This is a genomic window from Microbacterium sp. M28 (genome assembly GCF_025836995.1).
In the GTDB taxonomy this organism is placed as follows: domain Bacteria; phylum Actinomycetota; class Actinomycetes; order Actinomycetales; family Microbacteriaceae; genus Microbacterium.
Genome location: NZ_CP107546.1, coordinates 2084448 through 2110352, shown reverse-complemented (window position 1 = coordinate 2110352; position 25905 = coordinate 2084448). Strand labels below are relative to the sequence as shown.

Genomic DNA, 25905 nt, shown 5'->3' with positions numbered 1-25905 from the left:
TCATCCGTGCGCGGAAGCATCGCTGCTGTCCCTAGACTGAGACCGTGCTGGAGAATCCCCGGTCCCCCCGTGTGCGCGCGGTCGCCAAACTCACCAAGCGCAGTGCCCGCACCGAGACGGGCCTGTTCCTCTTGGAGGGTCCGCAGGCGGTGCGCGAGGCGCTGTCGTATCGACCGGACGCGATCGTCGAACTCTTCGCGACCCCGACCGGCTGGGAGCGGCATCCGGACATCCGGGCCAAGGCGGCCGAGCATGACGTCGAGGTGGAGTACGTCACCGAGTACGTGCTCAACGCGATGGCGGACACGGTCACGCCGCAGGGCCTGGTCGCCGTCGTGCAGCAGACCCCGACCGCCGTGAAGGAGATCTTCGCATCGTCCCCGCGTCTCATCGCCATCTGCGAAGAGGTGCGGGACCCGGGCAACCTCGGCACGATCATCCGTGCCGCGGACGCCGCAGGTGCGGATGCCGTGGTCCTCACCGGCCGCACGGTCGACCCGTACAACCCGAAGGTCGTCCGGGCGACGACCGGCTCGCTCTTCCACCTCCCTGTCTCCGTCGGCGGCGATCTCGTCGACGTCGTGACGCGCGCGCGTGCGGCCGGCATCACGGTGCTCGCGGCCGACGTGAAGGGCGATGACCTGCTCGCCGCTCGCGCGGAGGGCGCCCTGGACGGCCCGACCGCGTGGCTGTTCGGGAACGAGGCCCGGGGGCTCGAGGACGCCTCGCTCGCTCTCGCCGATCGCGCGTTGAAGCTGCCGATCTTCGGACGTGCCGAATCGCTCAACCTCGCCACGGCTGCGAGCGTGTGCCTGTACGAGAGCGCCTTCACGCAGCGCGCAGCCGCCGCGCGCTGAGCGCGCATCCGGGTTACAACTATGTAACTCGGGCGATTCCGCACTGGTCCAGGGCCCTGCCGACTCCTAGTGTGGGGTTCATGACCGAGACTGGTGCACCCCTTGTCGTCGTCGACAACGTTCAGAAGCATTACGGTGACTTCCAGGCGCTGACGGATATCAACCTCACCGTCAACAGAGGAGAGGTCGTCGTCGTTATCGGCCCCTCCGGGTCCGGCAAGTCCACGCTGTGTCGCACGATCAACCGACTCGAGACGATCACGAGTGGCAAGATCTCGATCGACGGCAAGGAGCTGCCCGCCGAGGGCAAGGGCCTCGCCCACCTGCGCGCGGACGTGGGCATGGTGTTCCAGTCCTTCAACCTGTTCGCCCACCTGACGATCCTCGAGAACGTCACGCTCGGCCCGATCAAGGTCCGCGGCCTCAAGAAGGCGGATGCCGAGAAGGAGGCGATGCTCCTGCTCGAGCGGGTCGGCGTCGCCCAGCAGGCGTCCAAGCTCCCGGCTCAGCTCTCCGGTGGACAGCAGCAGCGCGTCGCCATCGCGCGCGCACTGGCCATGAACCCCAAGGTCATGCTGTTCGACGAGCCCACCAGCGCCCTGGACCCGGAGATGATCAACGAGGTCCTCGACGTCATGGTCGAGCTCGCCCGCGACGGCATGACGATGATCGTCGTGACGCACGAGATGGGCTTCGCCCGCAAGGCGGCGAACCGCGTGGTCTTCATGGCGGACGGGAAGATCGTCGAGGAGGCGACGCCCGAGGAGTTCTTCACGAACCCGAAGAGCGACCGCGCCAAGGACTTCCTCTCGAAGCTCCTCACCCACTGACTCCCCTTGACCCATCTGCACACACGGCACACGAAGGAGACGCACATGCGACGCACACGGACACTGGCAGGGATCGGGGTCGCGGCAGCCGCACTGCTCGCGCTGACCGCCTGCAACAGCGGCACCCCGTCCGACCCGGGCGGCGACACCGACGGCGGCGACGCCGCCGAGGAGACGACCTGGTTCGAGGTCGCCGACGACGTCACGCTCGAGGGCAGCCCGACGTTCGACAACATGACCTCGCGCGACGGCGTCATCATCGGCGTCAAGGAGGACCAGCCCGGTCTCGGCTACCTCGACGTCACGACGGGAGAGCGTACCGGCTTCGACGTCGACATCGCCCGCTGGATCGCCGCCTCGCTCGGGTACGACGAGGACCAGATCGAGTTCAAGGCCATCGCCTCGGCGAACCGCGAGCAGGCACTCGTGAACGGCGACGTCGACTACTACGTCGGCACGTACTCGATCACCGACAAGCGCAAGGAGCAGATCGACTTCGCCGGTCCCTACTTCATCACCGGTCAGGGACTGCTCGTCGGCGCGGACAGCGACATCGAGAGCGAAGCGGACCTCAGCGCCGACACCACCGTCTGCTCGGCGACGGGTTCCACGCCGATCCAGAACATCAAGGAGAACTACCCCGAGGTCCCCACGCGCGAGTTCGACCTGTACTCCGCATGCGTCGAGGAGCTCCTCAACGGCGGCGTCCAGGCGGTCACGACCGATCAGGCCATCCTGATCGGCTATGCCGCGCAGGACCCCGACAACCTCAAGGTCGTCGGGGAGCCGTTCACAGAGGAGCGCTACGGCGTCGGCCTCGCGAAGGGCGACGCGGTGCTGCAGGAGCACATCAACACGCTCTTCACGGACGGCGGAGACATCTGGCAGGCGATCTTCGACAAGAACCTCGGTTCCTCCGGAATCGAAGTCGAGCAGCCCGCGGTCGACTGACCGACGCAGGGGGCGGCCCGCACGGGTCGCCCCCTCTCTGACTCTCAGAAGGGGAGGACGGCGGCGTGAACGTCATCTTCGACAACCTGGACATCTGGGGCATAGCCCTGCGCAACACCGTGGTGCTGTTCTTCGCCGGCGGCGCGCTCGCGCTCGTCATCGGGGTGATCGTCGGCGCGATGCGGGTGGCTCCGGTGCCCATCGCCCGTGCGGTCGGCACGGTCTATGTGAACCTGGTGCGCAACACCCCGTTGACGCTCGTCTTCTTCTTCTTCATCTTCGGATACCCGCAGCTGGGCCTCCCGCGGGTCGACCCGACGGTGCTGGGCGTCTTCGCCCTCGGCATCTACACGGCGACCTACGTCGCGGAGGTCCTCCGCGCCGGCGTGAACACCGTGCCGGTCGGTCAGGCAGAGGCCGCGCGGGCGCTCGGTCTCCCGTTCGGGCAGGTCATGAGCCTGGTCGTGCTCCCGCAGGCGTTCCGCTCGGTCGTGCCGCCCATGATGAGCGTCTTCATCGCTCTGCTCAAGAACACCACGGTCGCGGCCGGATTCTCGGTCGTCGAGCTCGGAGCGGTCCGCTCGAATCTCAGCGAACGCGGCGAGAACGCCCTGGTCGTGCTGCTCTGGGTCGCCGTCATCTTCGTCGCCCTCGTCCTGCTGCTCAGCTGGCTGCAGCGCTATCTCGAGAACAAGTGGAGGATCGCGCGATGACTTCCGTGCTCTATGACGTGCCGGGTCCCAAGGCCATCATCCGCAACAGGCTGATCGGCATCGGCACCGTCCTCCTGGTGCTCGCCGTCCTCGGGTTCATGATCTACCAGTTCTGGAAGAGCGGGCAGTTCGACGCCGACCGCTGGTACGTCTTCACTTTCTCGGCCGTGTGGATGCAGATCTTCGAGGCCCTGGGGCGCACGCTCGCCGCGTTCGCCGTCGCGGCGGTGCTCAGCCTGGCGCTCGGTTTCATCCTCGCGATCGGTCGACTCTCCGACCACGCGTGGATCCGCGTGCCGGTCACCGTGGTCACGGAGTTCTTCCGCGCTGTCCCCGTGCTCGTCTTCATGATGCTGCTGTACTACGGCCTCCCCGTGATCGGTGTGAAGATGCCGCCGTACTGGGCGGTCGTCATCGCGCTGATGGTCTACAACGGGTCGGTGCTCGCCGAGGTGCTGCGTGCGGGCGTCGAGGCGCTCCCACGGGGTCAGAAGGAAGCCGGCTACGCGATCGGCCTCCGCAAGAGCGGCGTCATGCGACTCATCCTGCTGCCGCAGGCCGTGCGGGCGATGCTGCCGGTCATCGTCGCCCAGCTCGTCGTGACGATGAAGGACACCGCGCTCGGGTTCATCATCACGTACCCCGAACTGCTGTACTTCGCCAAGCTGCTCGGTTCGCAGCAGGGCCGTCCCATCCTGCAGGCGGCGTTCGTCATCGGCGGCATCTACATCATCATGTGTCTGATCCTCTCCGGCATCGCGAAGTACGTCGAGATCCGCACGCGCCGATCGCCGAAGCTGCGGGCCATCGCGACGGCCCACAACCCGGCGGCGGACGACGAGTCGACTCTCACCGAGGCCATCGCCCTTCAGAAGGGCGCGGGCAAGTACGACGGGACCACGACGGGCGGCTGACGGCACGGCGCGCTCACCGCGCGCCGGTAGACTCGTCTCTCGTGTCAGACGTACCTGAGATCACGCCCGAGGCGGTGGAGACCGCCGTCGCAGCAGCGCTCGACGCGATCGGCGCCGCTGCCAGCACCGCAGAGCTGAAGGCCGCGCGCGCGGCGCACGTGGGGGAGGGGTCGCCGTTGGCGGTCCTGAACGCCTCGATGCGCCAGGTCGCCCCCGAGCACAAGGCGACCTTCGGCAAGCTCGTGGGTCAGGGCCGCGGCCGGGTCACCCAGGCGCTCGCCGCCAAGGAGGCCGAGCTGGCCGAGGCTGAGACCGCCGCACGCCTGGAGGCGGAGCGCGTCGACATCACGGCGGTGTCCTCCCGCACGCGCGTGGGTGCGCGGCATCCCCTCACCTTGCTGCAGGACGAGGTGTGCGACATCTTCGTCGGGATGGGCTGGGAGATCGCGGAGGGACCGGAACTCGAGCACGAGTGGTTCAACTTCGACGCCCTGAACTTCGACGTGGATCACCCCGCCCGTCAGGAGCAGGACACGTTCTACGTCGACCCGACCTCGCGCCACCTCGTGATGCGGACGCACACGAGCCCCGTGCAGGTGCGCACGATGCTCGACCGCGAGGTGCCGATCTACGTGCTGTGCCCCGGTCGCGTGTACCGCACCGACGAGTTCGACGCGACGCATCTGCCGGTGTTCACCCAGTTCGAGGGGCTCGTGATCGACAAGGGGATCACGATGGCTCATCTGAAGGGCACCCTCGACCACTTCGCTCGGCAGCTGTTCGGCCCGGAGGCCAAGACGCGCTTCCGCACCAATTACTTCCCGTTCACCGAACCGTCCGCTGAGCTGGACCTGTGGCACCCGACCTTCAAGGGCGGTGCACGCTGGATCGAGTGGGGCGGCTGCGGAATGGTGAACCCGAACGTGCTGCGTGCCGCGGGCATCGACCCCGACGAGTACAGCGGATTCGCGTTCGGCATGGGGATCGAGCGGGGCCTGATGTTCCGCAGCGATGTGAAGGATATGCGCGACATGGCCGAAGGTGATGTCCGCTTCAGCGAGCAGTTCGGGATGGTGGTGTGATGCGCGTCCCGCTTTCGTGGTTGCGTGAGTACGTGGATGTGGCACCGGATGCCGCGCCTGAGGACGTCTTCGCGGCGCTCGTCGCGGTCGGCTTCGAGGAGGAGGAGATCCACCGTTTCGAGATCTCCGGCCCCGTCGTCGTCGGACAGGTGCTCTCGTTCGAGGAGGAGCCGCAGTCCAACGGCAAGACGATCCGGTGGTGCCAGGTGGATGTCGGCGAAGCCGAACCGCGCGGCATCGTGTGCGGCGCGAGCAACTTCGCCGTCGGCGACAAGGTCGTCGTGACCCTGCCCGGCGCCGTGCTCCCCGGTCCGTTCCCGATCGCCGCGCGCAAGACCTACGGTCACGTCTCCGACGGCATGATCGCCTCGGCGCGGGAGCTGGGCCTCGGCGACGAGCACAACGGCATCCTGATCCTGTCCTCGCTGGGGCTCGACCCCGAGGTCGGCGTCGACGCGCTCGCCCTGCTGGGGTTGGACGACGTCGCCGTCGAGATCAACGTCACGCCCGACCGCGGCTACGCGTTCTCGATCCGCGGCGTCGCACGCGAGTACGGTCACGCCACCGGGGCCGACTTCCGCGACCCGGCGGAGCACGAGTGGGACGAGGTCGCCCCCGGCACCGGCTTCCCGCTCGCCGTCACGGCTGAACCGTTGCGCGATGCGCCCGCGGTGCAGGAGTTCGTGGTGCGCGTGGTCCGCGGCGTCGATCCTTCTCGTCCGACCCCGCCGTGGATGGTGGCTCGTCTGGCGCTCGCCGGCATCCGCTCGCTGGGCGTGCTGATCGACATCACCAACTACGTCATGCTCGAACTCGGCAACCCGATCCACGGCTACGACCTGGACAAGCTGTCCGGCGGCATCACGGTGCGTCGCGCTCAGCAGGGCGAGAAGATGACGACCCTGGACGGTCAGGAGCGCAGCCTGCACATTGAGGACCTGCTGATCACCGACGACTCGGGTCCCATCGGTCTCGCCGGCGTCATGGGCGGCGGAACGACCGAGATGAGCGACGAGACGCGTAACGTCCTCATCGAGGCCGCGAACTTCGACCCGGTGTCGATCGCCCGTACGGCGCGACGGCACAAGCTGCCCAGCGAGGCGTCCAAGCGCTTCGAACGCGGCGTCGACCCGCTGATCCCGTTCGTGGCGGCACGTCGCGTCGCCGACCTGATGGTCGAGCTCGCCGGAGGCACGCTCGATGAGGTCGGTGGAGCGCTGTACACCGAGGTGGAGATCGCCGGGATCGACCTTCCGGCCGAGTTCGTGCCGGGGCTGATCGGCGTCGACTACGAGGATGCCGAGATCGTCGACGCCCTCGAGACGATCGGCGCCGAGGTCGCGGAGACCTCGGACGGCTGGTTCGTCATCCCGCCGAGCTGGCGCCCTGACCTCACCGACAAGTGGACGCTCGCCGAGGAGGTCGCCCGCATCCACGGGCTCGACCGCATCCCGTCGGTTCTTCCGACGCCGCCGTCCGGCCGAGGACTCACGGCGATGCAGCACGGCCGCCGACGCGTCGCGAACGCCCTCGCCGCCGCCGGCCTCGTCGAGACCCCGGCGTTCCCGTTCACGACCGAGGCGCACAACGACCTGCACGGATCGGCGACGGGGGAGCACCTTCCCAGCATCCGCCTGGCCAACGCGCTCGACGGACAGGCGCCGTTCCTGCGCCGCTCGCTCGTTCCCGGCCTCCTGCAGATCGCGCACCGCAACATCGCACGAGGACTGACCGACATCGCGATCTTCGAGGCGGGCATCGTGTTCCTCCCCGAGGCCGACGTCCGGTACGGCACGGAGGAAGTGCCGCCGCTCGGTGAGCGGCCCACGGACGAGACGCTCGCCGCTCTGAACGCCTCGATCCCGCCACAGCGCCGCCACATCGCGGCCCTGTTCGCCGGCAACGTGACTGCTCGGCAGCCCGGCCGTGCGGCCGAGGCGTACGGGCTCAGCGAGGCGCTGGATGCGGTACAGGTGATCGCCGTGGCCGCCGGCGTCGAGATCGACGTCGTGCAGGGGCAGCGCGCGGCGCTGCACCCCGGGCGCACCGGAGTGCTGAGCGTGCGCGGCGCCGAGGTGGGCTATGTCGGTGAACTGCATCCGAACGTCGCCGCCGACGCCGATCTGCCAGGACGCGCCGTCGTGCTCGAACTGGATCTCGACGGCATCCTGGAGCTCGCGGGCGCCGGTGTCGTGGCGGAGAGCCTGTCGACGTTCCCCGCGGCGACGCAGGACGTCTCGCTCGTCGTGCCGGCCGCAGCGGCCGCAGGCGATGTGCGCGCGGCGCTCGTAGAGGGCGCCGGAGACCTGCTCGAATCGCTGCGACTCGTCGACGACTACCGTGGCGAGGGGCTTCCCGATGGCACGAAGAGCCTGACGTTCGCCCTCCGCTTCCGCGCGCCGGACCGCACGCTGACCGCTGCCGAGGCGACCGAGGCGAAGCTCGCCGGAGTCGCCGTCGCCGCCGAGCGCTTCGGAGCGACCCTGCGGGAGTGACCTGTCTCGTTCGTTCAGTGGCGAAGGCACGAGGCCCCAGCCCTCGTTCGTTGAGCGGCGAGGCGAGCCGGGTACCACACCCCCTCGTTCGTTGAGCGAGCGAAGCGAGCCGAAACGGGCGGATCGCTGAGCAGCAGTGACTCCGTTCGTCTCGGTCGCTTCGCCGTAATCGCTCGACGAGCGAGCGAGTAGCGCAGGATGGATGCATGACGATCTCACGGCGACGCCTCCTGTCCGTCGCGGTGCTGGTGTCGCTGGGCCTCGGTCTTGCGGCATGCGCACCGGACGCGCAGCCGTCGCCGAACGCGTCAGCGCCGCCATCGGCGACCTCGACGCCGACACCGTCACCGACTCCGAGGACCCCGCTCGAGCAGGCCGCGGAACGCGTCGACCGGATGCCGTTGCGCGAACGGGCCGCGCTCATCGTGATGGGGTATGCGGCCGGCACCGATTCGGCGGCGCTCTCCGCGTATGCCGCAGGCGGACCGCGAGGGCTGATCCTCATGGGCAACAACGTCCCCGGTGCGCCGGAGCAGCTGCGCGCGCTCACGGACGCCGTGCACGCGACATCCGCGGATGCCCTGATCGCGACCGATCAGGAGGGCGGCGCGGTCGCCCGTGTGCCCTGGGATCAGCTGCCCTCCGCCCGCACGTTGAAGAGCGAGGAGCCCGCAGCCGCCCAGACCGCGTTCGCCGCTCGGGCGCAACTGCTGGACGACGCGGGGATCGACATCAACTTCGGCGTCGTCGCCGACGTGCCGCGTTCCGACGGCTCCTTCATCCACAGCAGGTCCTACGGCACCGACGCGCAGGCGGTCGCCGATCGTGTCGCGGCCATCGTCGCGGGGGAGCGCGGACGCGTCGCCACGACCCTCAAGCACTTCCCCGGGCACGGCGCGGCCGAGGGGGACTCGCACCACAGCATCCCGACGACCGGGATGGGGCTGGCCGAATGGCGAACCGTCGACGCGCTTCCGTTCCGCGCCGGCATCGACGCCGGTGCGGAGCTCGTCATGATGGGGCACCTGAGGTTCACCGAGGTGTCCCCGCTTCCGGCGACGCTGTCGCCGGAGTGGTACGGCGTGCTCCGCGACGAACTCGGGTTCGAGGGCGTCGCGGTGACCGACGACCTCGGCATGCTGCTCTCGTCCGGCGATCCGGCCTATGCCGACCCCGTCGCGAACGCCGTCACCGCGGTCGCCGCCGGCGCGGACATGGTGCTGACGATCGCCGGGTCCACTCCTGAGACAGCGGGGCTGATCATCGATGCCCTGGTGGTCCGCGCCGAGTCGGATCCCCGCTTCGCGGCTCGCGTGTCCGAGGCGGCGGCACGCGTGGCGGCACTCGCCGACGCGGCCCGCACCTGAGCCGCCTGCGCCAGGATGGACGCATGACGACTTCTCCGGCCGACTGGCTGCGCGGATTGCCCTCGCTCACCGGCACACCTCCGGATCCGGATCCGGCCGCCGTGCCGGACGATCCGGAGACGCTGTTCGTCGAGTGGATCGTCGGAGCGGTCCAGGCCGGCGTCCCTGAGCCGCACGCCATGACGCTCGCGACCGTCGATGCGGAGGGAGCACCGGACGCCAGGACCGTGATCCTCAAGGACGTCGGAGGCCGCGGCTGGGCGTTCGCCGGTCATCGCGCGTCCCGAAAGGCCGAGCAGCTGGCCGCGCGGCCGGTGGCCGCCTTGGATTTCTGGTGGCAGCCGGTGATGCGCGCCGTACGGGTGCGCGGTTCGGTCGTCCAGGCGGATGCCGCCGACAGTGCGGCGGATCTCGCCGCGCGGTCGCCCGCCGCGCGCGACGGCATCGCCCCGGAGGACTGGCTGCTCTGGCGGCTCGTCCCCGATCGCGTCGAATTCTGGCAGGGGGCCGTCGATCGACGGCATCTGCGCCTCGTGTACGAGCGGACAGACACGGGCTGGACCCACCGCATCGCCACCGGCCACACCGAACCACAGCAGAGCGGAGAGCGCATCGCATGAGCGACTACGAAGTGATCAGCATCGGAGCACCGGACGCATGGCGCGACCATTTCGGCGGATTCGCGCCGTCGCGTTCGCGCGACGGACGTCGCGTGGTCGATCACGAGCTGACGATGCAGTACATCGGCATGACCGCCAACGCCCTGCTAGCGGGCGAGGAAGCCGGCTACTGGCACACGCACGAGCGTGTCGAAGAGCTGTACGTGTTCCTCGCCGGACGCGGACAGATGGGACTGGACGACGACGTCGTCGAGGTCGAGGCGGGCACGGTCATCCGCGTCGGCCAGGGCGTCTGGCGCACATGGCGTGCGCGGCCGGACAGCGACGGCGAACTGCGCTGGCTGTGCATCCGCGCCGGCGGCGAGCAGCTCCCGCACCTGCCCGACGACTCGGAGCGCGCCGAGGGTCGTCCGATGCCGTGGGCGAAGGGATGACCGATCGGTCGCACTAGACTGCGAGGCAGTGACACGGGGTGCCGCGACCGCGGCTGAGAACAGACCCGTCGAACCTGATCTAGTTCGTACTAGCGAAGGGATGTCGCGTTGAGCGATCTTCTGCGTCCGATTTCCGAAACCGGCCTCGTGACCGAGGCCGCGACCCTCCTCGAGGAGCTGCGCGCGGCTCCTCCGCTGACCCACTGCATCACGAACGCGGTGGTGACCGGTTTCACCGCGAACGTGCTGCTCGCCCTCGGTGCGGCCCCCGCCATGGTCGACATCGTCGACGAGGCAGGGATGTTCGCCTCGATGGCGTCCGGGATGCTCATCAACCTGGGCTCTCCGCGATCCGAACAGCGCGCGGCCGCCCGAGAAGCGGTCGACGGAGCCGCCGAGGGCGGTACACCATGGGTGCTTGACCCTGTGGCGATCGGTGTCCTGCCCGTGCGCACCGGTCTCGCCCACGAGCTCGTCGCGCTGCGCCCCACCGCGATCCGTGGGAACGCGTCCGAGATCCTCGCCCTGGCAGGTGTCGGCAGTGGCGGGCGCGGCGTCGATACGACCGACACGACGGATGCCGCCGCGGACGCCGCTTTCACGCTCGCCGAGCGTCACAGCAGCGTCGTCGCAGTGTCGGGTCCTGTGGATCTGATCACGGATGGCCGGCGGGTGATCCGCATCGCGAACGGTGATGCCCTGCTGACGAGGGTGACGGGCGGCGGATGCGCGCTCGGTGCGGTGATGGCCGCGTTCCTCGGCACCGCTCGGGAGTCGGATGCCGACGCGCTGACGGCCGTCGCCGCCGCGAACCTGGTGTACACGATCGCCGCCGAGCGGGCGGCGACCCGAGCCGAGGGCCCAGGGACCTTCGCCGTCGCCCTGCTCGACGCGCTCGCCGCCATCGACTCGGACGACCTCGCCGTCGCGGCACGCATCGAGGAGGCGACCCGATGACCGTGGACCTGTCGCTCTACCTCGTGACCGACCCTGCGCTCTGCGGCGAACGCGGCGTCGTCGAGACGGTCAGGCAGGCCGTGGACGGCGGCGTGCGCATCGTCCAGCTGCGCGACAAGACGGCGACGGATGCCGAGATCACGGCCCAGCTCGTCGCACTGTCGCAGGTGATCGACGGACGCGTGCCGCTCGTCGTGAATGATCGCCTCGAGGCGGCGCTCGCTGCGCGTGCGCTGGGCGCGCGCGTGGACGGCGTGCACCTCGGACAGCGCGACGCCTCCGTGATCCGCGCCCGAGAGCTGCTCGGCCCGGATGCGCTCATCGGCCTGACGGCCAACAACCCGGCGCATCTGGAAGCCGTGCGCGCGCTGCCCGCGGGAACCGTGGACTATCTCGGCGTCGGCGTCATCCGCCCCACCCGCACGAAGCCCGACCATCCTGCGCCGCTCGGGATCGACGGGTTCCAGGCGTTCGCCGTCGCGAGTCCGTTGCCGTGCGTCGCGATCGGCGGCGTCGGACTCGACGACACCATCGCTCTGCGGGATGCGGGAGCGGCCGGTGTCGCGGTCGTGTCGGCGCTCTGCGCCGCGGACGACCCGCGCACCGCGGCCGCCGAGTTCGTGCGGCGCTGGCGTTCAGGGTCCGCGCCGCGGGTGCTGAGCATCGCCGGCAGCGACCCGTCCGGCGGCGCGGGGATCCAGGCGGATCTCAAGTCGATCGCCGCGAACGGCGGCTACGGCATGGCAGCCGTCACCGCGCTGACCGCGCAGAACACGCAGGGCGTGCGGGCCGTGCACGTGCCGCCGCCCTCCTTCCTCCGCGACCAGCTCGATGCGCTCTCGGACGACATCGTGATCGACGCGGTGAAGATCGGCATGCTTGCGAACGCCGACGTGATCCGGACCGTGATCGACTGGCTCGACGCGCAGCGGCCGGCGATCGTGGTCGTGGATCCGGTGATGGTCGCCACGAGCGGCGACCGACTTCTCGACGCGGATGCCGAAGAGGCCCTCGGCGCACTCCTCACGCGCTCGCACCTGGTGACGCCGAACCTCGCCGAGCTCGAGGTCCTGGCAGGTCGCGCGGTCGACGGCTGGACCGACGCGCTCGCCGCGGCACGGACGCTGTCGGAGCGCATCGGTGCCGCCGTCCTGGTCAAGGGCGGTCACCTTCCGGGAGACGAGGCCCCGGACGCGCTCGTCGACGCCGACAGGGTCACTGTGCACGAGTTCCCCGGTGCGCGGATCGCGACAGCCAACACGCACGGCACCGGATGCTCGCTGTCGTCCGCGGTCGCCACGCGGCTCGCAGGCGGGGATGACCCGCGACAGGCGGTCGCGGGGGCTCGGACCTGGCTGCGCGAGTCGATCCGGGAGAGCGATCCGCTGCGCGTCGGCGCCGGCCACGGCCCGATCAACCATTTCGCGGGGCTGTGGGGCAGAGGCGGCCTCGAGACCCGCCCGTCGTCAGCGCAGATCGCCGACGACTGGTGGGTCCGCATCCGCGGCATCCGCGACGGCATCGACGAGCTCGCGTTCATCCGCGGCCTCGCCGACGGAACGCTCGAGCGCGAGCCGTTCGTGTTCTATCTCGGTCAGGACGCGCTGTACCTCCGTGAATACGCGCGGGTCCTCGCCGAGGCGGCGCGGCGGGCACCGACCTCTGCAGAGCAGGCGTTCTGGGCCAACTCCGCCCATGGGTCGATCGTCGGCGAACTCGAGCTGCACGCGTCGTGGCTGACCCCGGATCGCGGGGTCACATCGGCGACGTTCCGCGCCGAACCGTCCGCGACCACCACGGCGTATCTGGACCACTTGCGCTCCGTCGCGTTCGGGGGCGAGTACGCCGAGCTGATCGCAGCGGTCCTGCCGTGCTTCTGGTTGTACACGGACCTCGGCCGGCGTCTGCACGCGGGCGAGTTCGGCGCGTACGCGCGCGATCCGCGGCATCCGTACGCCTCATGGCTCGCCACCTATGCGGACCCGGCGTTCGAGGCGGCGACCGCGCAGGCGATCGCGTACGTCATGGAGACGGCCGCCGTATCCGGGGCCGAGACGAGGGCGAGGATGTTCCGGGCGTTCGAGCGCTCGAGCGCGTTGGAGCTGCAGTTCTTCGCCGCACCGCTTGACCCGGCTCTGCTCTGAACGGAAACGCTTCCCATCACCGCAGCCGGCATGCTGACATGGGCGTATGACGGAAGTGCTGATCCTGGGGGGAACCGGCTGGCTCTCCGGCCGCGTCGCGCGACGATGGCGGGATGCCGGCGCGCGCGTGACGTGCCTCGCACGGGGAGCGCGGCCGGTTCCCCGAGGCACCGTGCTCGTGGCAGGGGACCGGGATGACGCCTCCGCCTACGACGTGCTGCGTCGGGACTGGGACGAGGTCGTCGATGTGTCATCGCGTGCACGCCACGTCCGTGCGGCCGTCGACGCGCTCGGTACGCGCGCCGGGCGGTGGACGTACGTCTCGTCCGTTTCCGTGTACGCGGACGAGGCGACCGTGGGAGCCGACGAGTCAGCCCCGCTGCACGCCGCGGCGCCGGACGACCAGGACGACTACGCCGGGCAGAAGGCGGCGGCGGAGGACGCGGTGCGGGCGCTCGACGAGCGCTTCCGCATCATCCGGCCCGGTCTGATCGTCGGAGCGGGCGACCCGAGCGACCGATTCGGCTATTGGGCTGCGGCCTTCGACCGCGCGGGTTCTCAGCCGGTGCTCGTCCCGCCGCTCGCAGACCGCTGGACCCAGGTGATCGACGTCGATGACGTCGCAGCGTTCGTCGTCGCGGGCGGCGGTCGCTCGATCGTCAACGCGGTCGGCGACCCTCAGCCGCTCGCCGATGTGCTCACGCGAGTCCGCCGGCGCACCAGCCACACGGGCGACGTCGTCGAGGCGGACGCCGAGTGGCTGACCGCACACGGGGTCGCCCACTGGATGGGGGATCGGTCGCTGCCGCTGTGGCTGCCCGCGGAGATGACCGGCTTCATGCGCCACGCGAATCGAGCGTTCCTCGACGGAGGCGGGTCCCTCACCCCGCTGGACGAGACGATCGTGGAAGTCGTCGCTGACGAGCGCGAGCGCGGCACCGACCGCACGCGGCGTGCGGGGCTGACGCGCGCCGAAGAGGCCGATCTGCTGGATGAGCTGCGCTCGCCGCGACACGTATGACGTCCCGGATTTGCGCCGGTTGCGCCGCGGGCGCTACCGTCGCGGCATGCCCTCGGCCGCACCCGCTTCGCTGACGCTCGTCCCGAGCGTCGCTCCGGTGCGCCGACGCCGCGGCGGCCGCCGACTCTAGGCGACCCTCGCGCCATGCGCCCTGTACGGGCACGGCTGTGAGCGTCGCCGCCTCCGTCGACGACCATCCCGACCGTTAAGGTGGAACCATGACGTATACCGTCGCCGTCTCCGGCGCATCCGGCTATGCGGGCGGCGAGATCCTGCGCCTGCTGGCCGATCATCCCGATATCGAGATCCGCACCGTGACCGCGCATTCGAATGCCGGCCAGCCGCTGATCCAGCACCAGCCGCACCTGCGCTCGCTCGCTCATCTGGACCTGCAGGACACCACGCCCGCGATCCTCGCCGGGCACGACATCGTGTTCCTCGCGCTTCCGCACGGTCAGTCCGGCCAGTACACGGATGCCCTAGGGGACGTCCCGCTCGTGATCGACGCCGGTGCCGACCACCGGCTCACCTCGCAGGCGTCCTGGGATGCCTTCTACGGCGGCGCGTTCCACGACGCGTGGACGTACGGCGTGCCCGAGCTGCTCGTGGAAGGCGTGAAGCAGCGCGAACACCTCCGCGGCGCCAGCCGCATCGCCGCCCCGGGATGCAACGCGTCGACCGTGAGTCTCAGCCTCGTCCCCGGCGTCGCAGCAGGCGTCATCGACCCGACCGACATCGTGTCGGTCCTCGCGGTGGGGCCCTCGGGGGCAGGCAAGAGCCTGAAGACCAATCTGCTGGGCAGCGAGATCCTCGGCACCGCGAACCCGTACGCGGTCGGAGGCACCCATCGGCACATCCCCGAGATCCAGCAGGCGCTGATCGCCGCCGGCGGCACCGACCCGCGGATCTCGTTCACGCCGGTGCTGGTCCCGATGTCCCGCGGCATCCTGGCCACCTCGACCGCCCCGATCGCCGGCGACGTCAGCGACGCGCAGATCCGGGACGCCTGGCAGAGCGCGTACGGCGACGAGACCTTCGTGCAGCTGCTGCCCGAGGGACAGTTCCCCCGGACCGCTGACGTCCTCGGCGCGAACACCGCGCTGATGGGGATCGCGATCGACCGTGCCGCGAACCGGGTGACCGTCGTCACCGCGGTCGACAACCTCGTCAAGGGCACCGCCGGTGCCGCCATCCAGTCCATGAACATCGCGCTCGGCCTCCCGGAGTCCCGCGCCCTCACCGTGAATGGAGTCGCCCCGTGAGCGTCACCGCCCCCGCAGGATTCGAGGCGGCCGGAGTCGCCGCCGGCCTGAAGTCCACCGGCAAGCCCGATGTCGCCGTCGTCGTCAACCGCGGCCCGCGCAAGGTCGGTGCCGCCGTCTTCACGAGCAACCGCGCGAAGGCGAACCCGATCATCTGGTCGCAGCAGGTCATCCAGGACCGCATCGTCGAGGCCGTCGTGCTCAATTCCGGTGGCGCGAACTGCTTCACCGGCACCTTCGGCTTCCAGACCACGCACCAGACCGCCGAGAAGGTGGCCGAGCTGCTCGACATCAGCGCCGGCGACGTCCTGGTGTGCTCGACGGGCCTCATCGGCACCGGTGACGACGAGTTCCGCTCCAAGGTGCTCGCCGGTACGGAGCAGGCGATCTCGGAGTTGTCCGACGAGGGCGGGGATGCCGCAGCACAGGCGATCATGACGACGGACACGGTCGCCAAGACCGCTGTCGTCTCGCGCGACGGCTGGACCATCGGCGGCATGGCCAAGGGTGCTGGCATGCTCGCCCCGGGGCTCGCGACCATGCTCGTCGTGCTCACGACGGATGCCGATCTGGAGGCGCTCGAGGCCGACACCGCGCTCCGCGCGGCCACCGGGACGACCTTCGACCGGCTCGACTCGGACGGTTGCATGTCCACCAACGATCAGGTGACGCTCCTCGCCAACGGTGCGAGCGGCGTCAAGCCCGATCTCGAGGAGTTCGCCGCCGCCCTGCGCGAGCTCTGCCAGGAACTGGCGGTCAAGCTGCAGGGCGATGCCGAGGGTGCGAGCCACGACATCACCATCCGTGTGACGAACGCCGTCAGCGAGCAGGAGGCCGTCGACGTCGGACGCTCGGTGGCGCGCAACAACCTGTTCAAGGCCGCGATCTTCGGCAACGATCCGAACTGGGGGCGCGTCCTGGCCGCGATCGGCACGACGAGCGCGCAGTTCGACCCGTACGACGTCGACGTGTGGATGAACGGGGTGCGGGTGTGCACGGCAGGTGGGCCCGACCGTCCGCGCGAAGAGGTGGACCTCGCACCGCGGGCGACCGACGTACTCATCGACCTCAAGGTCGGCGACGCCGAGGCCACGATCCTCACGAACGACCTCACCCACGACTACGTCCACGAAAACAGCGCGTACTCCTCATGACGGATCTCCAGGACACCACACCGGACATCGCGGCCGAGAAGGCATCGACCCTCATCGAGTCGCTGCCGTGGCTGAAGAAGTTCCGCGATCAGATCGTCGTGGTCAAGTACGGCGGCAACGCGATGGTCTCCGACCAGCTCCAGGACGCGTTCGCGCAGGACATCGCCTACCTCCGCTACGTCGGTGTGCTGCCGGTCGTCGTGCACGGCGGCGGACCGCAGATCTCCGACATGCTGGACCGCCTCGAGATCCCGAGCGAGTTCAAGGGCGGGTACCGGGTCACCAACACCGAGGCGATCAGCGTCGTCCGGATGGTGCTGACCGGTCAGGTGAACCCGCAGCTGGTCGGGCGGATCAATTCGCACGGTCCCATCGCGACCGGGCTGAGCGGTGAGGACGCCGGCCTGTTCGGCGGTCGGCGCCGCGGCGTCGTCATCGACGGCGAGGAGGTGGATCTCGGCCGCGTCGGCGACGTCGTCCAGGTCGACCCCACCCCCGTCCTCGATCACCTCGCGTCCGGGCGGGTGCCCGTCGTCTCGAGCATCGCGCCCGATCTCGACCACCCTGGTCAGTCGCTGAACGTCAACGCGGATGCCGCGGCATCCGCTCTCGCGACGGCTCTCGGGGCACGCAAGCTCGTCATCCTCACGGACGTCCCCGGGCTCTACGCCGACTGGCCGAACCGCGACTCGCTGGTGTCCCACATCACGTCCGGCGACCTGATCGACATGCTGCCGACGCTCGAATCCGGCATGATCCCCAAGATGCGGGCGTGTCTGGATGCCGTGGAGAGCGGCGTGGACGCCGCGGCCATCATCGACGGGCGAGTGCCGCACTCGGTCCTCGTCGAACTGTTCACGAGCAAGGGAATCGGGACCGAAGTGGTCGCGGGAGAGAGGACGAAGGCATGACCGTCTGGCAGGAGGACGCCGCACGCGATCTGGTGCTCAACGCGGGGGATCGGCTGGCGCTGCTCACCCGTGGTGAGGGCTCGTACCTGTACGACGGCGACGACCGACGCTACCTCGACTTCCTCGCGGGCATCGCCGTGACGTCGCTCGGCCACGCGCATCCGGTGTTCGTGGAGGCCGTCTCGCGGCAGGCCGCGACGCTCGCACACGTGTCGAACTACTTCGCGACGCCGCCGCAGCTCGCGCTCGCCGCACGGCTCAAGCGCCTCGCGGGTGCAGGCATCGACGGCCGGGTGTTCTTCTCGAACTCCGGTGCCGAGGCGAACGAGGCGGCGTTCAAGCTCGCCCGCCTGCACGGCGGCGACGAGCGCCCGCGCATCATCGCCCTCGAGAACGCGTTCCACGGGCGCACCATGGGATCGCTCGCCATGACGGCGAAGGCCGCCATGCGCGCGCCCTTCGAGCCGATGCCCGGCGGCGTCGAGCACATCCCCGCGACCATCGAGGCGCTCGAGGGTGCGATCGACGACCGCGTCGCGGCCGTCATCGTCGAGCCCATCCAGGGCGAGGCCGGTGTGGTCGAGCTCCCCGAGGGCTACCTCGCCGCCGCCCGATCGCTGACGCTCAAGCACGGCGCGCTGCTCATCGTCGACGAGATCCAGACCGGAGCCGGGCGCACCGGTGCCTGGTTCGGGTACAGCCACGAGGGCATCACGCCGGACGCCATCACGCTCGCCAAGGGCATCGGAGGCGGCTTCCCGATCGGCGCGCTCGTGACCTTCGGCGCGGCCAGCGCGCTGTTCACGCCGGGTTCGCACGGGTCGACCTTCGGCGGCAACCCGCTGGCCACCGCCGTGGCCGATGCCGTGCTCGCCGAGATCGAGCGCGCCGGCCTCGTCGAGAACGCGGCCGCTCGAGGCGCGCAGCTGCGCGAGGTCATCGAGAAGATCGACTCGCCGCTCGTCACCGGCACCCGCGGCCAGGGCCTGCTGATCGGTGTTGCGTTGAGCGCACCGGTCGCCGGTGCCGTCGTCGCGGCGGCGCAGGAGCGCGGCCTGATCATCAACGCCGCGAATCCCGAGAGCGTGCGCATCGCGCCGGCGCTGAACATCGGCGACGCCGAGATCGAAGAGTTCCAGACCCTGTTCGCCGCTTCGCTCGCCGATGTGCAGGCGCTGCTCGCGGCATCCGAGACCGAAGGTGTTTCCGCATGACCCGCCACCTGCTGCGCGATGACGACCTGACCCCGGCCGAGCAGGCCGAGATCCTCGACCTCGCCGTCGAGCTGAAGAAGGACCGCTGGGCCGACAAGTCCCTCGCCGGCCCGCAGACCGTGGCGGTCATCTTCGACAAGTCCTCCACCCGCACTCGCGTCTCGTTCGCGGTCGGCATCGCGGATCTGGGCGGCTCGCCGCTCATCATCACCACCGCGAGCAGCCAGCTCGGCGGCAAGGAGACCCCGTCCGACACCGCCAGGGTGCTCGAGCGGCAGGTCGCCGCGATCGTCTGGCGCACCTACGCGCAGGCCGGGCTCGAGGAGATGGCCGCAGGGACACGCGTGCCGGTCGTCAACGCCCTCTCGGACGACTTCCACCCCTGCCAGCTGCTGGCCGACCTGCTCACGATCCGCGAGCACAAGGGAGAACTCAAGGGCCTGACCCTGACGTTCTTCGGCGACGGCCAGAGCAACATGGCGCACTCCTACGCTCTCGCGGGCGTCACTGCCGGCATGCACGTGCGCATCGCGTCCCCGGCCGAGTACGCGCCGCGAGCGGACATCGTGGAGGCAGCCGATCGCCGAGCCGCCGAGACCGGCGGTTCGATCGCGTTGTACACCGATCCGCATGAGGCGGCGGCTGGCGCGGACGTGGTCGTCACCGACACCTGGGTGTCGATGGGCAAGGAAGAGGAGAAGCTGGCACGCATCCGCGATCTCGGCGGGTACAAGGTCACCACCGAGACCATGAAGATCGCCGATCCGAATGCGATCTTCATCCACTGCCTGCCTGCCGACCGCGGGTACGAGGTGGATTCCGAGGTGATCGACGGTCCGCAGAGCGTCGTGTGGGATGAGGCGGAGAACCGTCTGCACGCCCAGAAGGCACTGCTGGTCTGGCTGCTGCGTCAGGACTGACGAGGTGGCGCCGGGGCTGAACGACCGCTGGCAGCGGTTGAACGGCTCTGCGCGCATCGGCGGCGTCGACCTCGCCAGAGGACTCGCAGTGATCGGGATGTTCGCGGCGCATCTGCTGACGACCGCGGAGTTCTGGGACTGGAGCGATCCGTCGACCTGGCTGTTCGTCGTCGACGGACGCTCATCCATCCTGTTCGCCACGCTGGCCGGTGTCTCGGTCGGGCTGGTCACCGGCGGTGCGGTCCCGTTCGCCGCCGATCGCATGCGCACGGCTCGTGGCCGACTCGCCGTGCGAGCCGGGATGCTGTGGCTGATAGGCATCCTGCTCATCCTGACCGGCGTCCCGGTCTATGTGATCCTGCCCGCGTACGCGCTGCTCTTCCTTCTCGCCCTGCCGTTCACGGCGCTGAGATCGAGCGCGGTGCTGTGGGCGGCGGCGGGCATCGGCGCCGTGATGGCCTTCGTGCAACCCGTGCTGAACGAGCTGCCGCTCTTGTACGGGCCGTTCGGAGCAGAGATCTCCGCCGCGCTCGGGTGGAACTACCCGTTCCCGGTGTGGATCGCGTTCGTGCTCGCCGGGCTGGGGATCGCCCGCGCTGACGTGCGGCGCCTGCGCACCCAGCTGTGGATGCTCGGTGCCGGGACGGCGCTTGCCATCGTCGGATATCTCGAGGCCGTCCCGCCGACGGATTCGACCTACCTCCGCCAAGTGCTCACCGCGTACCCGCACTCGTCCGGACTCTACGAGGTGTTCGGCACCGGGGGATTCGCCATCGCCGTGATCGGAGCCTGTCTGCTGCTGTGCCGTCTGACCGTGCTCCGGATGCTCGTGCTCCCGCTGCGCGCCACCGGAGCCATGCCGCTCACCGCGTACACCGCGCAGCTTCTCGTCTGGGCCGTGGTGGCCCTGGCGACGATCGGCGACACCGGAGACCTCCTGGCGTTCCGGGCTCTGGAGCCGTTCTGGCCGCTCACGATCGGGACCCTGGTCGGCTGCACGGCGTGGGCGCTGCTGATCGGGAGGGGGCCGCTGGAGTGGGTTCTCGATCGCACGGCGAAGATCGTCGTTCCGGCGCGGCCCCGCATGGTCGATAGGCTGATTCCATGAGCGAGGCGAAGCACGACGGCACGAACGAAGGCGCGCTCTGGGGCGCACGATTCGCGAGCGGACCGTCCCCGGAGCTGGTGGAGCTGAGCCGCTCGACCCACTTCGACTGGATCCTCGCGCCCTACGACATCGCCGGCTCGCACGCGCACGCGACGGCACTCGAGGCCGCCGGATACCTCGAGCCCGACGAAGCGCGTCGGATGCACGAAGGCCTGGATGCGGTGGCCCGCAAGGTCGCCGAAGGCACGATCGTGGCTCAGCCCACGGACGAGGACGTGCACGGCGCACTGGAGCAGGCGCTGATCGCAGAGCTCGGACCCGAGCTCGGTGGCCGCCTGCGCGCCGGCCGCAGCCGCAACGACCAGATCGCGACCCTCGTGCGCATGTACCTGATCGATCACGCCAAGGTGATCGCCCGCGACCTGCTGCGCGTGATCGACGCGCTCGTCGCGCAGGCCGAAGCCCATCCAGAAGCGATCCTCCCCGGCCGCACCCATCTTCAGCACGCGCAGCCCGTGCTGCTCGCGCACCATCTGCAGGCGCACGCCTGGCCGCTCGTCCGCGAGCTCGAGCGCCTGGTGGACTGGCGCGTCCGCGCCGGGACCTCGCCGTACGGGGGAGGAGCGCTCGCCGGATCGACACTCGGCCTCGACCCGGCGCTGGTCGCACGGGAGCTGGGGCTGGACCGTCCGGCCGAGAACTCGCTGGACGGCACCGCCGCCCGGGACGTGGTCGCGGAGTTCGCGTTCATCGCGGCCATGACCGGTGTCGACCTGTCGCGTCTGTCGGAGGAGATCATCCTCTGGAACACACGCGAGTTCGGCTTCGTGACGCTGCACGACGGCTACTCCACGGGCTCGAGCATCATGCCGCAGAAGAAGAACCCGGACATCGCCGAGCTCGCCCGTGGCAAGTCCGGTCGACTGATCGGCAACCTCTCCGGCCTGATGGCGACGCTCAAGGGCCTGCCGCTGGCGTACAACAGGGATCTGCAGGAGGACAAGGAGCCGGTGTTCGACTCGGTGCAGACGCTCGAGGTGGTCCTGCCGGCCTTCGCCGGGATGGTCGCGACACTGCGCTTCGACACCGAGCGGATGGCCGAGCTCGCCCCGCAGGGCTTCTCGCTCGCCACGGACGTGGCCGAGTGGCTCGTGAAGCGTCGTGTGCCGTTCCGCGACGCGCACGAGATCTCCGGTGCGCTGGTGCGGGCGTGCGAGGAGCAGGGGATCGGCCTGGAGGATGCCTCGGACGAACTGCTGCTCTCCGTCTCCGCCCACCTCGTCCCCGAGGTGCGCGATGTGCTGTCGATCCAGGGTTCGGTCGCGTCGCGGACCGGCGCGGGAGGAACAGCCGGTGTGCGCGTCGCGGAGCAGCGCGCCGAGCTCATCGCCCGCGCGCAGAACGCGGCGCACGCACTCGGTCTCTGACGCCCGTGGTCGGTCTGCGACGGATCACGGACGTGGTGACGGATCACGGTCTGATCGGCCGAACAGGGACCGATTCGTCACGGCAAACGTCCGTCGCGGTCAGTGCAGGGATTCGTCCGCGGTCGTCCGTGTCCATCGGGTGAACCGCACGACGAGTCCTGACCGCGTCGGTGCCGCCAGGAACGGTCCGGCGGTCGCTGCGGCATCCGGATCGAACGGTGCGACGCGCACCAGGCGCCATTCGCCGTCGTCGGCCTTCGCCCGGACGATGACCGCGTCCGGCCAGCGGCTCACGCGCACGGTGATCTCGGCCTCCAGCCATTCGTCGACGAAGCCGACCGACCAGTCCGATACGCCATCCGTGACGACGGCGCCGAGTCCGAGATGCCCGTCCGCGAACTCGATGCCCGCCTTGATCCAGCGTTCGTCGTCGATCCGCACGAAGACGCCGGCCTGATCGAACTGCCCCTCCCAGGGGGCGCGGAAGGCGACCTCCATGGCCTCTCCGACCGCGAGCGGTGCGGTGAGGGCGTGCTCGCTGTCGTGCACGAAGCCGTAGGCGGTGCGTCGCCAGGCGTCGCTGCCCTCGACGGCGGTGACGTCGAGATGCCCGTCCTCGTGCGTCGCTTCGGGAAGGTGGGTCCAGGTGCCCTGCCGCCAGGGGATGCTCATATCAGGCATGTTCCTACTAAATAGCCAATCAGTGCATATAGCCGAGTTATGCGTGTTATGGTTATGGCATGGTCATCGCCGTGATCGCTGACATCGTCGGCTCCCGCCGTCTCCAGGACCGCGAATCCGCACAGCGGGTGCTCGACGACACCATCGCGCGCGTCGAAGCGGATCTTCCGCTTGCGACGCAGCCGCTGACGCCCACAGTAGGCGACGAGCAGCAGGCCGTCTATCGTCGGCTCGGCGATGCGCTGGCCTCGCTGCTCATGCTCCAGCTGGCCCTGCCGGACGGGATCGCCTTCCGATTCGGGATCGGCGTCGGCGGCATCCGTGCGATCGACTCGGCGCACGGAGATCTCTCCGACGGGCCGGGCTGGTACGCGGCGCGCGACGCCATCGAGACCGTCCATGCCCGCGAGCAGCGCGCCGTGCCGCGGATGCGCACCTGGATCGTCGGTGCCCCGGGGCAGGATGAGGTCATGGAGTCCGTGATCGCGGCATCGAACGCGTACCTGCTCGCCCGTGACGAGATGGTCGGCGCCATGAGCGAGCGCGAGCGCCGACTCACCTACGGGCGTCTGATCGGCACGCCGCAGGCCGAACTCGCACTGGCCGAGGGGATCTCGCAGCCCAGCGTCTCCAAGTCGCTGCGCCGGGCAGGAGCCGCCGCGCTCATCGAAGGACTCGCGCAGCTGAGGGGAGTCGCATCATGATCCTGGCCGGGTTCCTGCTGCTCGCCGTGGGCGCGGTCGACCTGGTGCGCCAGTTCGTGCCTCGTCAATGGATCGGATACCTCGCGACGCTCATCGTGCTGCTTGTGCTCGGCAGCGTCTCGGACGCGCTGCTGCCCATGATCCTGGCGATCGCGGCGGGTGCTCTCTGGGTCTGGGCCATGCCGCAGCGCCGGGACTCGCGGCTCGGGTTCTGGCCGGCCGTCGCGCTGGCCTTCGTCGTCGCGCTCTCGGTGGCGTGGGCAGGGGCGCGAGCGGATGCCGGGATCATCGGGCTGTCCTGGAACCTCGATTCCCCGTTCGGCCCGATCCCGTTCGATCTCGCCGTTCTCGTCGTGGGCGTCGTCGCGTTCCTGCTCGAGTCCGCGAACCTCGTGGTCAGGGCGGCGCTCGCCGGCGAGCACACCTGGCGTCCCGACGATGCGGGCATCGCGCAGGTCGCATCCCCGGGCGCGGTCGTCGACACCGGACAGACGACGCCGTCCGACACGGATGCCGCGGCGGAGGAAGCGCCAGAGGTCACCGTGCAACGCGGAGGATTCAAGGGCGGACGCCTGATCGGACCGCTCGAGCGGGTGATCGTGTTCATGCTGACCCTCACCGCCGCGTACCCGATCCTCGCCGCGATGCTGGCGGCGAAGGGCATCGTGCGCTTCCCCGAGATCTCCAAGGACGGCGAGACGGGTGCCCGTGCGGAGTACTTCCTGGTCGGCAGCCTGGTCAGCTGGGTGATCGCGCTCAGTGCCGCGTTCCTGGTGTGGTGGGGCGTGCACGCCTGACCGGAGCGAGCGCGCCGCGCTGATAGCCTGGAACGCGTGTCGAATACCGATCTGACGACTGCTCCGCAGGCGATCGACCCCGCGTTCGAGAACGTGTGGGACGAGATCGTCTGGCGTGGCCTCGTCCATGTGTCCACCGATCAGGAGGCGCTGCGCGCCCTTCTCGCCGGGGACCCGATCACGTATTACTGCGGTTTCGACCCGACGGCTCCCAGCCTGCACCTGGGCAACCTCGTGCAGCTGCTGACGCTGCGCCGCCTTCAGCTGGCCGGGCACCGCCCGTTGGGTCTGGTCGGCGGATCGACGGGACTCGTCGGCGACCCCGGCGGCCGCGACTCCGAGCGCGTGCTCAACCCGGTCGAGACGGTGCAGGAGTGGGTGGAGAAGCTGCGCGCCCAGGTCGAGCGTTTCCTGAGCTTCGAGGGCGACAATGCCGCACGCATGGTGAACAACCTCGACTGGACCGCTCCGTTGAGCGCGATCGACTTCCTGCGCGGGATCGGCAAGCACTTCCGCGTCGGAACCATGATCAAGAAGGATGCCGTCTCTGCGCGGTTGAACTCCGAAGCCGGTATCAGCTACACCGAGTTCAGCTACCAGATCCTGCAGGGCCTGGACTACCTCGAGCTCTACCGCCGCTACGGTTGCGTGCTGCAGACCGGTGGCAGCGACCAGTGGGGCAACCTCACCAGCGGGACGGATCTCATCCACCGCGTCGAGGGCGTCTCGGTTCACGCGATCGGCACTCCGCTGATCACGAACAGTGACGGCACCAAGTTCGGCAAGAGCGCGGGCAACGCGATCTGGCTGGATCCCGAGATGTGCAGCCCGTACCGGATGTACCAGTTCTGGCTCAACACCGACGACGCCGACGTGATCACGCGTCTCAAGGTGTTCACGTTCCTCACGAAGGCGGAGATCGAGGAGTACGCGCGCCTCGTTGAGACCGAGCCCTTCCGCCGCGCGGCGCAGAAGCGGCTCGCGCTCGAGGTGGTTGCGACGGTGCACGGCATCGATGCGGCGGCCGCGGTGATCGCCGCATCCGACGCCCTGTTCGGTCAGGGCGACCTGACGACCCTGGATGCGGAGACGCTGCGATCGGCTCTGGCGGAGCTGCCGAACGCGACGGTCGCCGCCGGTACTCAGGTCGTGGATGCTCTGGTCGCCACCGGGCTGGTGTCGAGCCTGTCCGAGGCGCGCCGCGCGATTTCGCAGGGCGGTGTCTCGCTCGACGGCGTCCGTGTCGAGGACGAGGGCGTCACGATCCAGGGCACTCTGCCCGGTGGCGTTTCCGTGCTGCGACGTGGGAAGAAGACTCTCGCGGGCCTGTTCATCGGCTGAT

Annotated in this window: 24 protein-coding genes and 1 riboswitch; of the genes, 23 read left to right on the top strand and 1 reads right to left on the bottom strand. The window is 69.6% G+C overall.

Translation table 11 applies throughout. The features are described 5' to 3' along the window. The first annotated feature begins 44 nt into the window (after positions 1-44). The 20 genes from OED01_RS10425 to argH all read left to right on the top strand — a co-directional run bounded on the left by OED01_RS10425 (position 45) and on the right by argH (position 22381). Positions 45-857 (top strand): TrmH family RNA methyltransferase, encoded by an 813-nt coding sequence (locus OED01_RS10425; protein WP_264155213.1) that lies wholly within the window; start codon positions 45-47, stop codon positions 855-857. Positions 858-937: 80 nt separating this feature from the next. Next, the gene (locus OED01_RS10420) at positions 938-1687 is read left to right on the top strand and encodes an amino acid ABC transporter ATP-binding protein (protein WP_264155212.1); all 750 of its coding nucleotides are present in this window, start codon (positions 938-940) and stop codon (positions 1685-1687) included. Between the two features lie 45 nt (positions 1688-1732). After that, positions 1733-2638: a glutamate ABC transporter substrate-binding protein gene (locus tag OED01_RS10415; RefSeq protein ID WP_264155211.1), complete on the top strand. Its 906-nt coding sequence runs from the start codon at positions 1733-1735 to the stop codon at positions 2636-2638. A gap of 65 nt (positions 2639-2703) precedes the next feature. After that, complete coding sequence (locus tag OED01_RS10410; protein ID WP_264155210.1) at positions 2704-3351, top strand: amino acid ABC transporter permease; 648 nt, start codon at positions 2704-2706, stop codon at positions 3349-3351. Beyond that, the gene (locus OED01_RS10405; protein WP_264155209.1) at positions 3348-4265 is read left to right on the top strand and encodes an amino acid ABC transporter permease; all 918 of its coding nucleotides are present in this window, start codon (positions 3348-3350) and stop codon (positions 4263-4265) included. The genes OED01_RS10410 and OED01_RS10405 overlap by 4 nt, the downstream gene beginning before the upstream one ends. 41 nt (positions 4266-4306) lie before the next feature. Then, positions 4307-5347 (top strand): phenylalanine--tRNA ligase subunit alpha, encoded by a 1041-nt coding sequence (gene pheS, locus OED01_RS10400; RefSeq protein ID WP_264155208.1) that lies wholly within the window; start codon positions 4307-4309, stop codon positions 5345-5347. Then, positions 5347-7842 carry a phenylalanine--tRNA ligase subunit beta gene (pheT, locus tag OED01_RS10395; RefSeq protein WP_264155207.1) on the top strand — a complete coding sequence of 832 codons (2496 nt, stop codon included), beginning with the start codon at positions 5347-5349 and terminating at the stop codon, positions 7840-7842. The genes pheS and pheT overlap by 1 nt, the downstream gene beginning before the upstream one ends. Before the next feature lie 206 nt (positions 7843-8048). Next, positions 8049-9209 (top strand): glycoside hydrolase family 3 N-terminal domain-containing protein, encoded by a 1161-nt coding sequence (locus tag OED01_RS10390; RefSeq protein WP_264155206.1) that lies wholly within the window; start codon positions 8049-8051, stop codon positions 9207-9209. A gap of 23 nt (positions 9210-9232) precedes the next feature. Further along, on the top strand, positions 9233-9829 hold the full coding sequence (locus OED01_RS10385) for a pyridoxine/pyridoxamine 5'-phosphate oxidase (protein WP_264155205.1): 597 nt from the start codon (positions 9233-9235) through the stop codon (positions 9827-9829). Beyond that, on the top strand, positions 9826-10263 hold the full coding sequence (locus OED01_RS10380) for a cupin domain-containing protein (RefSeq protein WP_264155204.1): 438 nt from the start codon (positions 9826-9828) through the stop codon (positions 10261-10263). The genes OED01_RS10385 and OED01_RS10380 overlap by 4 nt, the downstream gene beginning before the upstream one ends. A 24-nt stretch (positions 10264-10287) precedes the next feature. Continuing rightward, positions 10288-10381, top strand: a riboswitch (TPP riboswitch). Beyond that, the gene (gene thiM / locus OED01_RS10375; RefSeq protein WP_264155203.1) at positions 10372-11220 is read left to right on the top strand and encodes a hydroxyethylthiazole kinase; all 849 of its coding nucleotides are present in this window, start codon (positions 10372-10374) and stop codon (positions 11218-11220) included. (Overlaps the previous riboswitch by 10 nt.) Beyond that, positions 11217-13364 carry a bifunctional hydroxymethylpyrimidine kinase/phosphomethylpyrimidine kinase gene (thiD, locus tag OED01_RS10370; protein ID WP_264155202.1) on the top strand — a complete coding sequence of 716 codons (2148 nt, stop codon included), beginning with the start codon at positions 11217-11219 and terminating at the stop codon, positions 13362-13364. The genes thiM and thiD overlap by 4 nt, the downstream gene beginning before the upstream one ends. A gap of 46 nt (positions 13365-13410) precedes the next feature. Continuing rightward, positions 13411-14385: an NAD-dependent epimerase/dehydratase family protein gene (locus OED01_RS10365; protein WP_264155201.1), complete on the top strand. Its 975-nt coding sequence runs from the start codon at positions 13411-13413 to the stop codon at positions 14383-14385. A gap of 218 nt (positions 14386-14603) precedes the next feature. After that, complete coding sequence (gene argC / locus OED01_RS10360; protein ID WP_264155200.1) at positions 14604-15647, top strand: N-acetyl-gamma-glutamyl-phosphate reductase; 1044 nt, start codon at positions 14604-14606, stop codon at positions 15645-15647. Continuing rightward, a complete protein-coding gene (gene argJ / locus OED01_RS10355; RefSeq protein WP_264155199.1) occupies positions 15644-16801 on the top strand; it encodes a bifunctional glutamate N-acetyltransferase/amino-acid acetyltransferase ArgJ in 1158 nt (385 codons plus the stop codon). The genes argC and argJ overlap by 4 nt, the downstream gene beginning before the upstream one ends. Continuing rightward, the gene (argB, locus tag OED01_RS10350) at positions 16798-17712 is read left to right on the top strand and encodes an acetylglutamate kinase (protein ID WP_264155198.1); all 915 of its coding nucleotides are present in this window, start codon (positions 16798-16800) and stop codon (positions 17710-17712) included. The genes argJ and argB overlap by 4 nt, the downstream gene beginning before the upstream one ends. Continuing rightward, positions 17709-18926, top strand: a complete 1218-nt coding sequence (locus OED01_RS10345) for an acetylornithine transaminase (RefSeq protein ID WP_264155197.1) — start codon at positions 17709-17711, stop codon at positions 18924-18926. Before argB ends, OED01_RS10345 begins: the two co-directional genes overlap by 4 nt. Then, the gene (gene argF / locus OED01_RS10340) at positions 18923-19846 is read left to right on the top strand and encodes an ornithine carbamoyltransferase (protein WP_264155196.1); all 924 of its coding nucleotides are present in this window, start codon (positions 18923-18925) and stop codon (positions 19844-19846) included. The genes OED01_RS10345 and argF overlap by 4 nt, the downstream gene beginning before the upstream one ends. 4 nt (positions 19847-19850) lie before the next feature. Beyond that, positions 19851-20954, top strand: a complete 1104-nt coding sequence (locus OED01_RS10335; RefSeq protein WP_264155195.1) for a DUF1624 domain-containing protein — start codon at positions 19851-19853, stop codon at positions 20952-20954. Beyond that, positions 20951-22381, top strand: a complete 1431-nt coding sequence (argH, locus tag OED01_RS10330) for an argininosuccinate lyase (RefSeq protein WP_264155194.1) — start codon at positions 20951-20953, stop codon at positions 22379-22381. Before OED01_RS10335 ends, argH begins: the two co-directional genes overlap by 4 nt. Positions 22382-22480: 99 nt before the next feature. On the opposite strand, the gene OED01_RS10325 is transcribed toward argH, so the two are convergent. Beyond that, the gene (locus OED01_RS10325; RefSeq protein WP_264155193.1) at positions 22481-23062 is read right to left on the bottom strand and encodes a DUF1349 domain-containing protein; all 582 of its coding nucleotides are present in this window, start codon (positions 23060-23062) and stop codon (positions 22481-22483) included. 59 nt (positions 23063-23121) lie between these two features. Here OED01_RS10325 and OED01_RS10320 point away from each other — a divergent pair, with 59 nt between their 5' ends. Genes OED01_RS10320 through tyrS form a run of 3 tightly spaced genes read left to right on the top strand, consistent with a single transcriptional unit; the run spans position 23122 to position 25904 of the window. Then, the gene (locus tag OED01_RS10320; RefSeq protein ID WP_264155192.1) at positions 23122-23766 is read left to right on the top strand and encodes a SatD family protein; all 645 of its coding nucleotides are present in this window, start codon (positions 23122-23124) and stop codon (positions 23764-23766) included. After that, complete coding sequence (locus tag OED01_RS10315; RefSeq protein ID WP_264155191.1) at positions 23763-24563, top strand: hypothetical protein; 801 nt, start codon at positions 23763-23765, stop codon at positions 24561-24563. The genes OED01_RS10320 and OED01_RS10315 overlap by 4 nt, the downstream gene beginning before the upstream one ends. Before the next feature lie 36 nt (positions 24564-24599). Further along, positions 24600-25904 carry a tyrosine--tRNA ligase gene (gene tyrS / locus OED01_RS10310; protein WP_264155190.1) on the top strand — a complete coding sequence of 435 codons (1305 nt, stop codon included), beginning with the start codon at positions 24600-24602 and terminating at the stop codon, positions 25902-25904. Position 25905 lies beyond the last annotated feature (1 nt).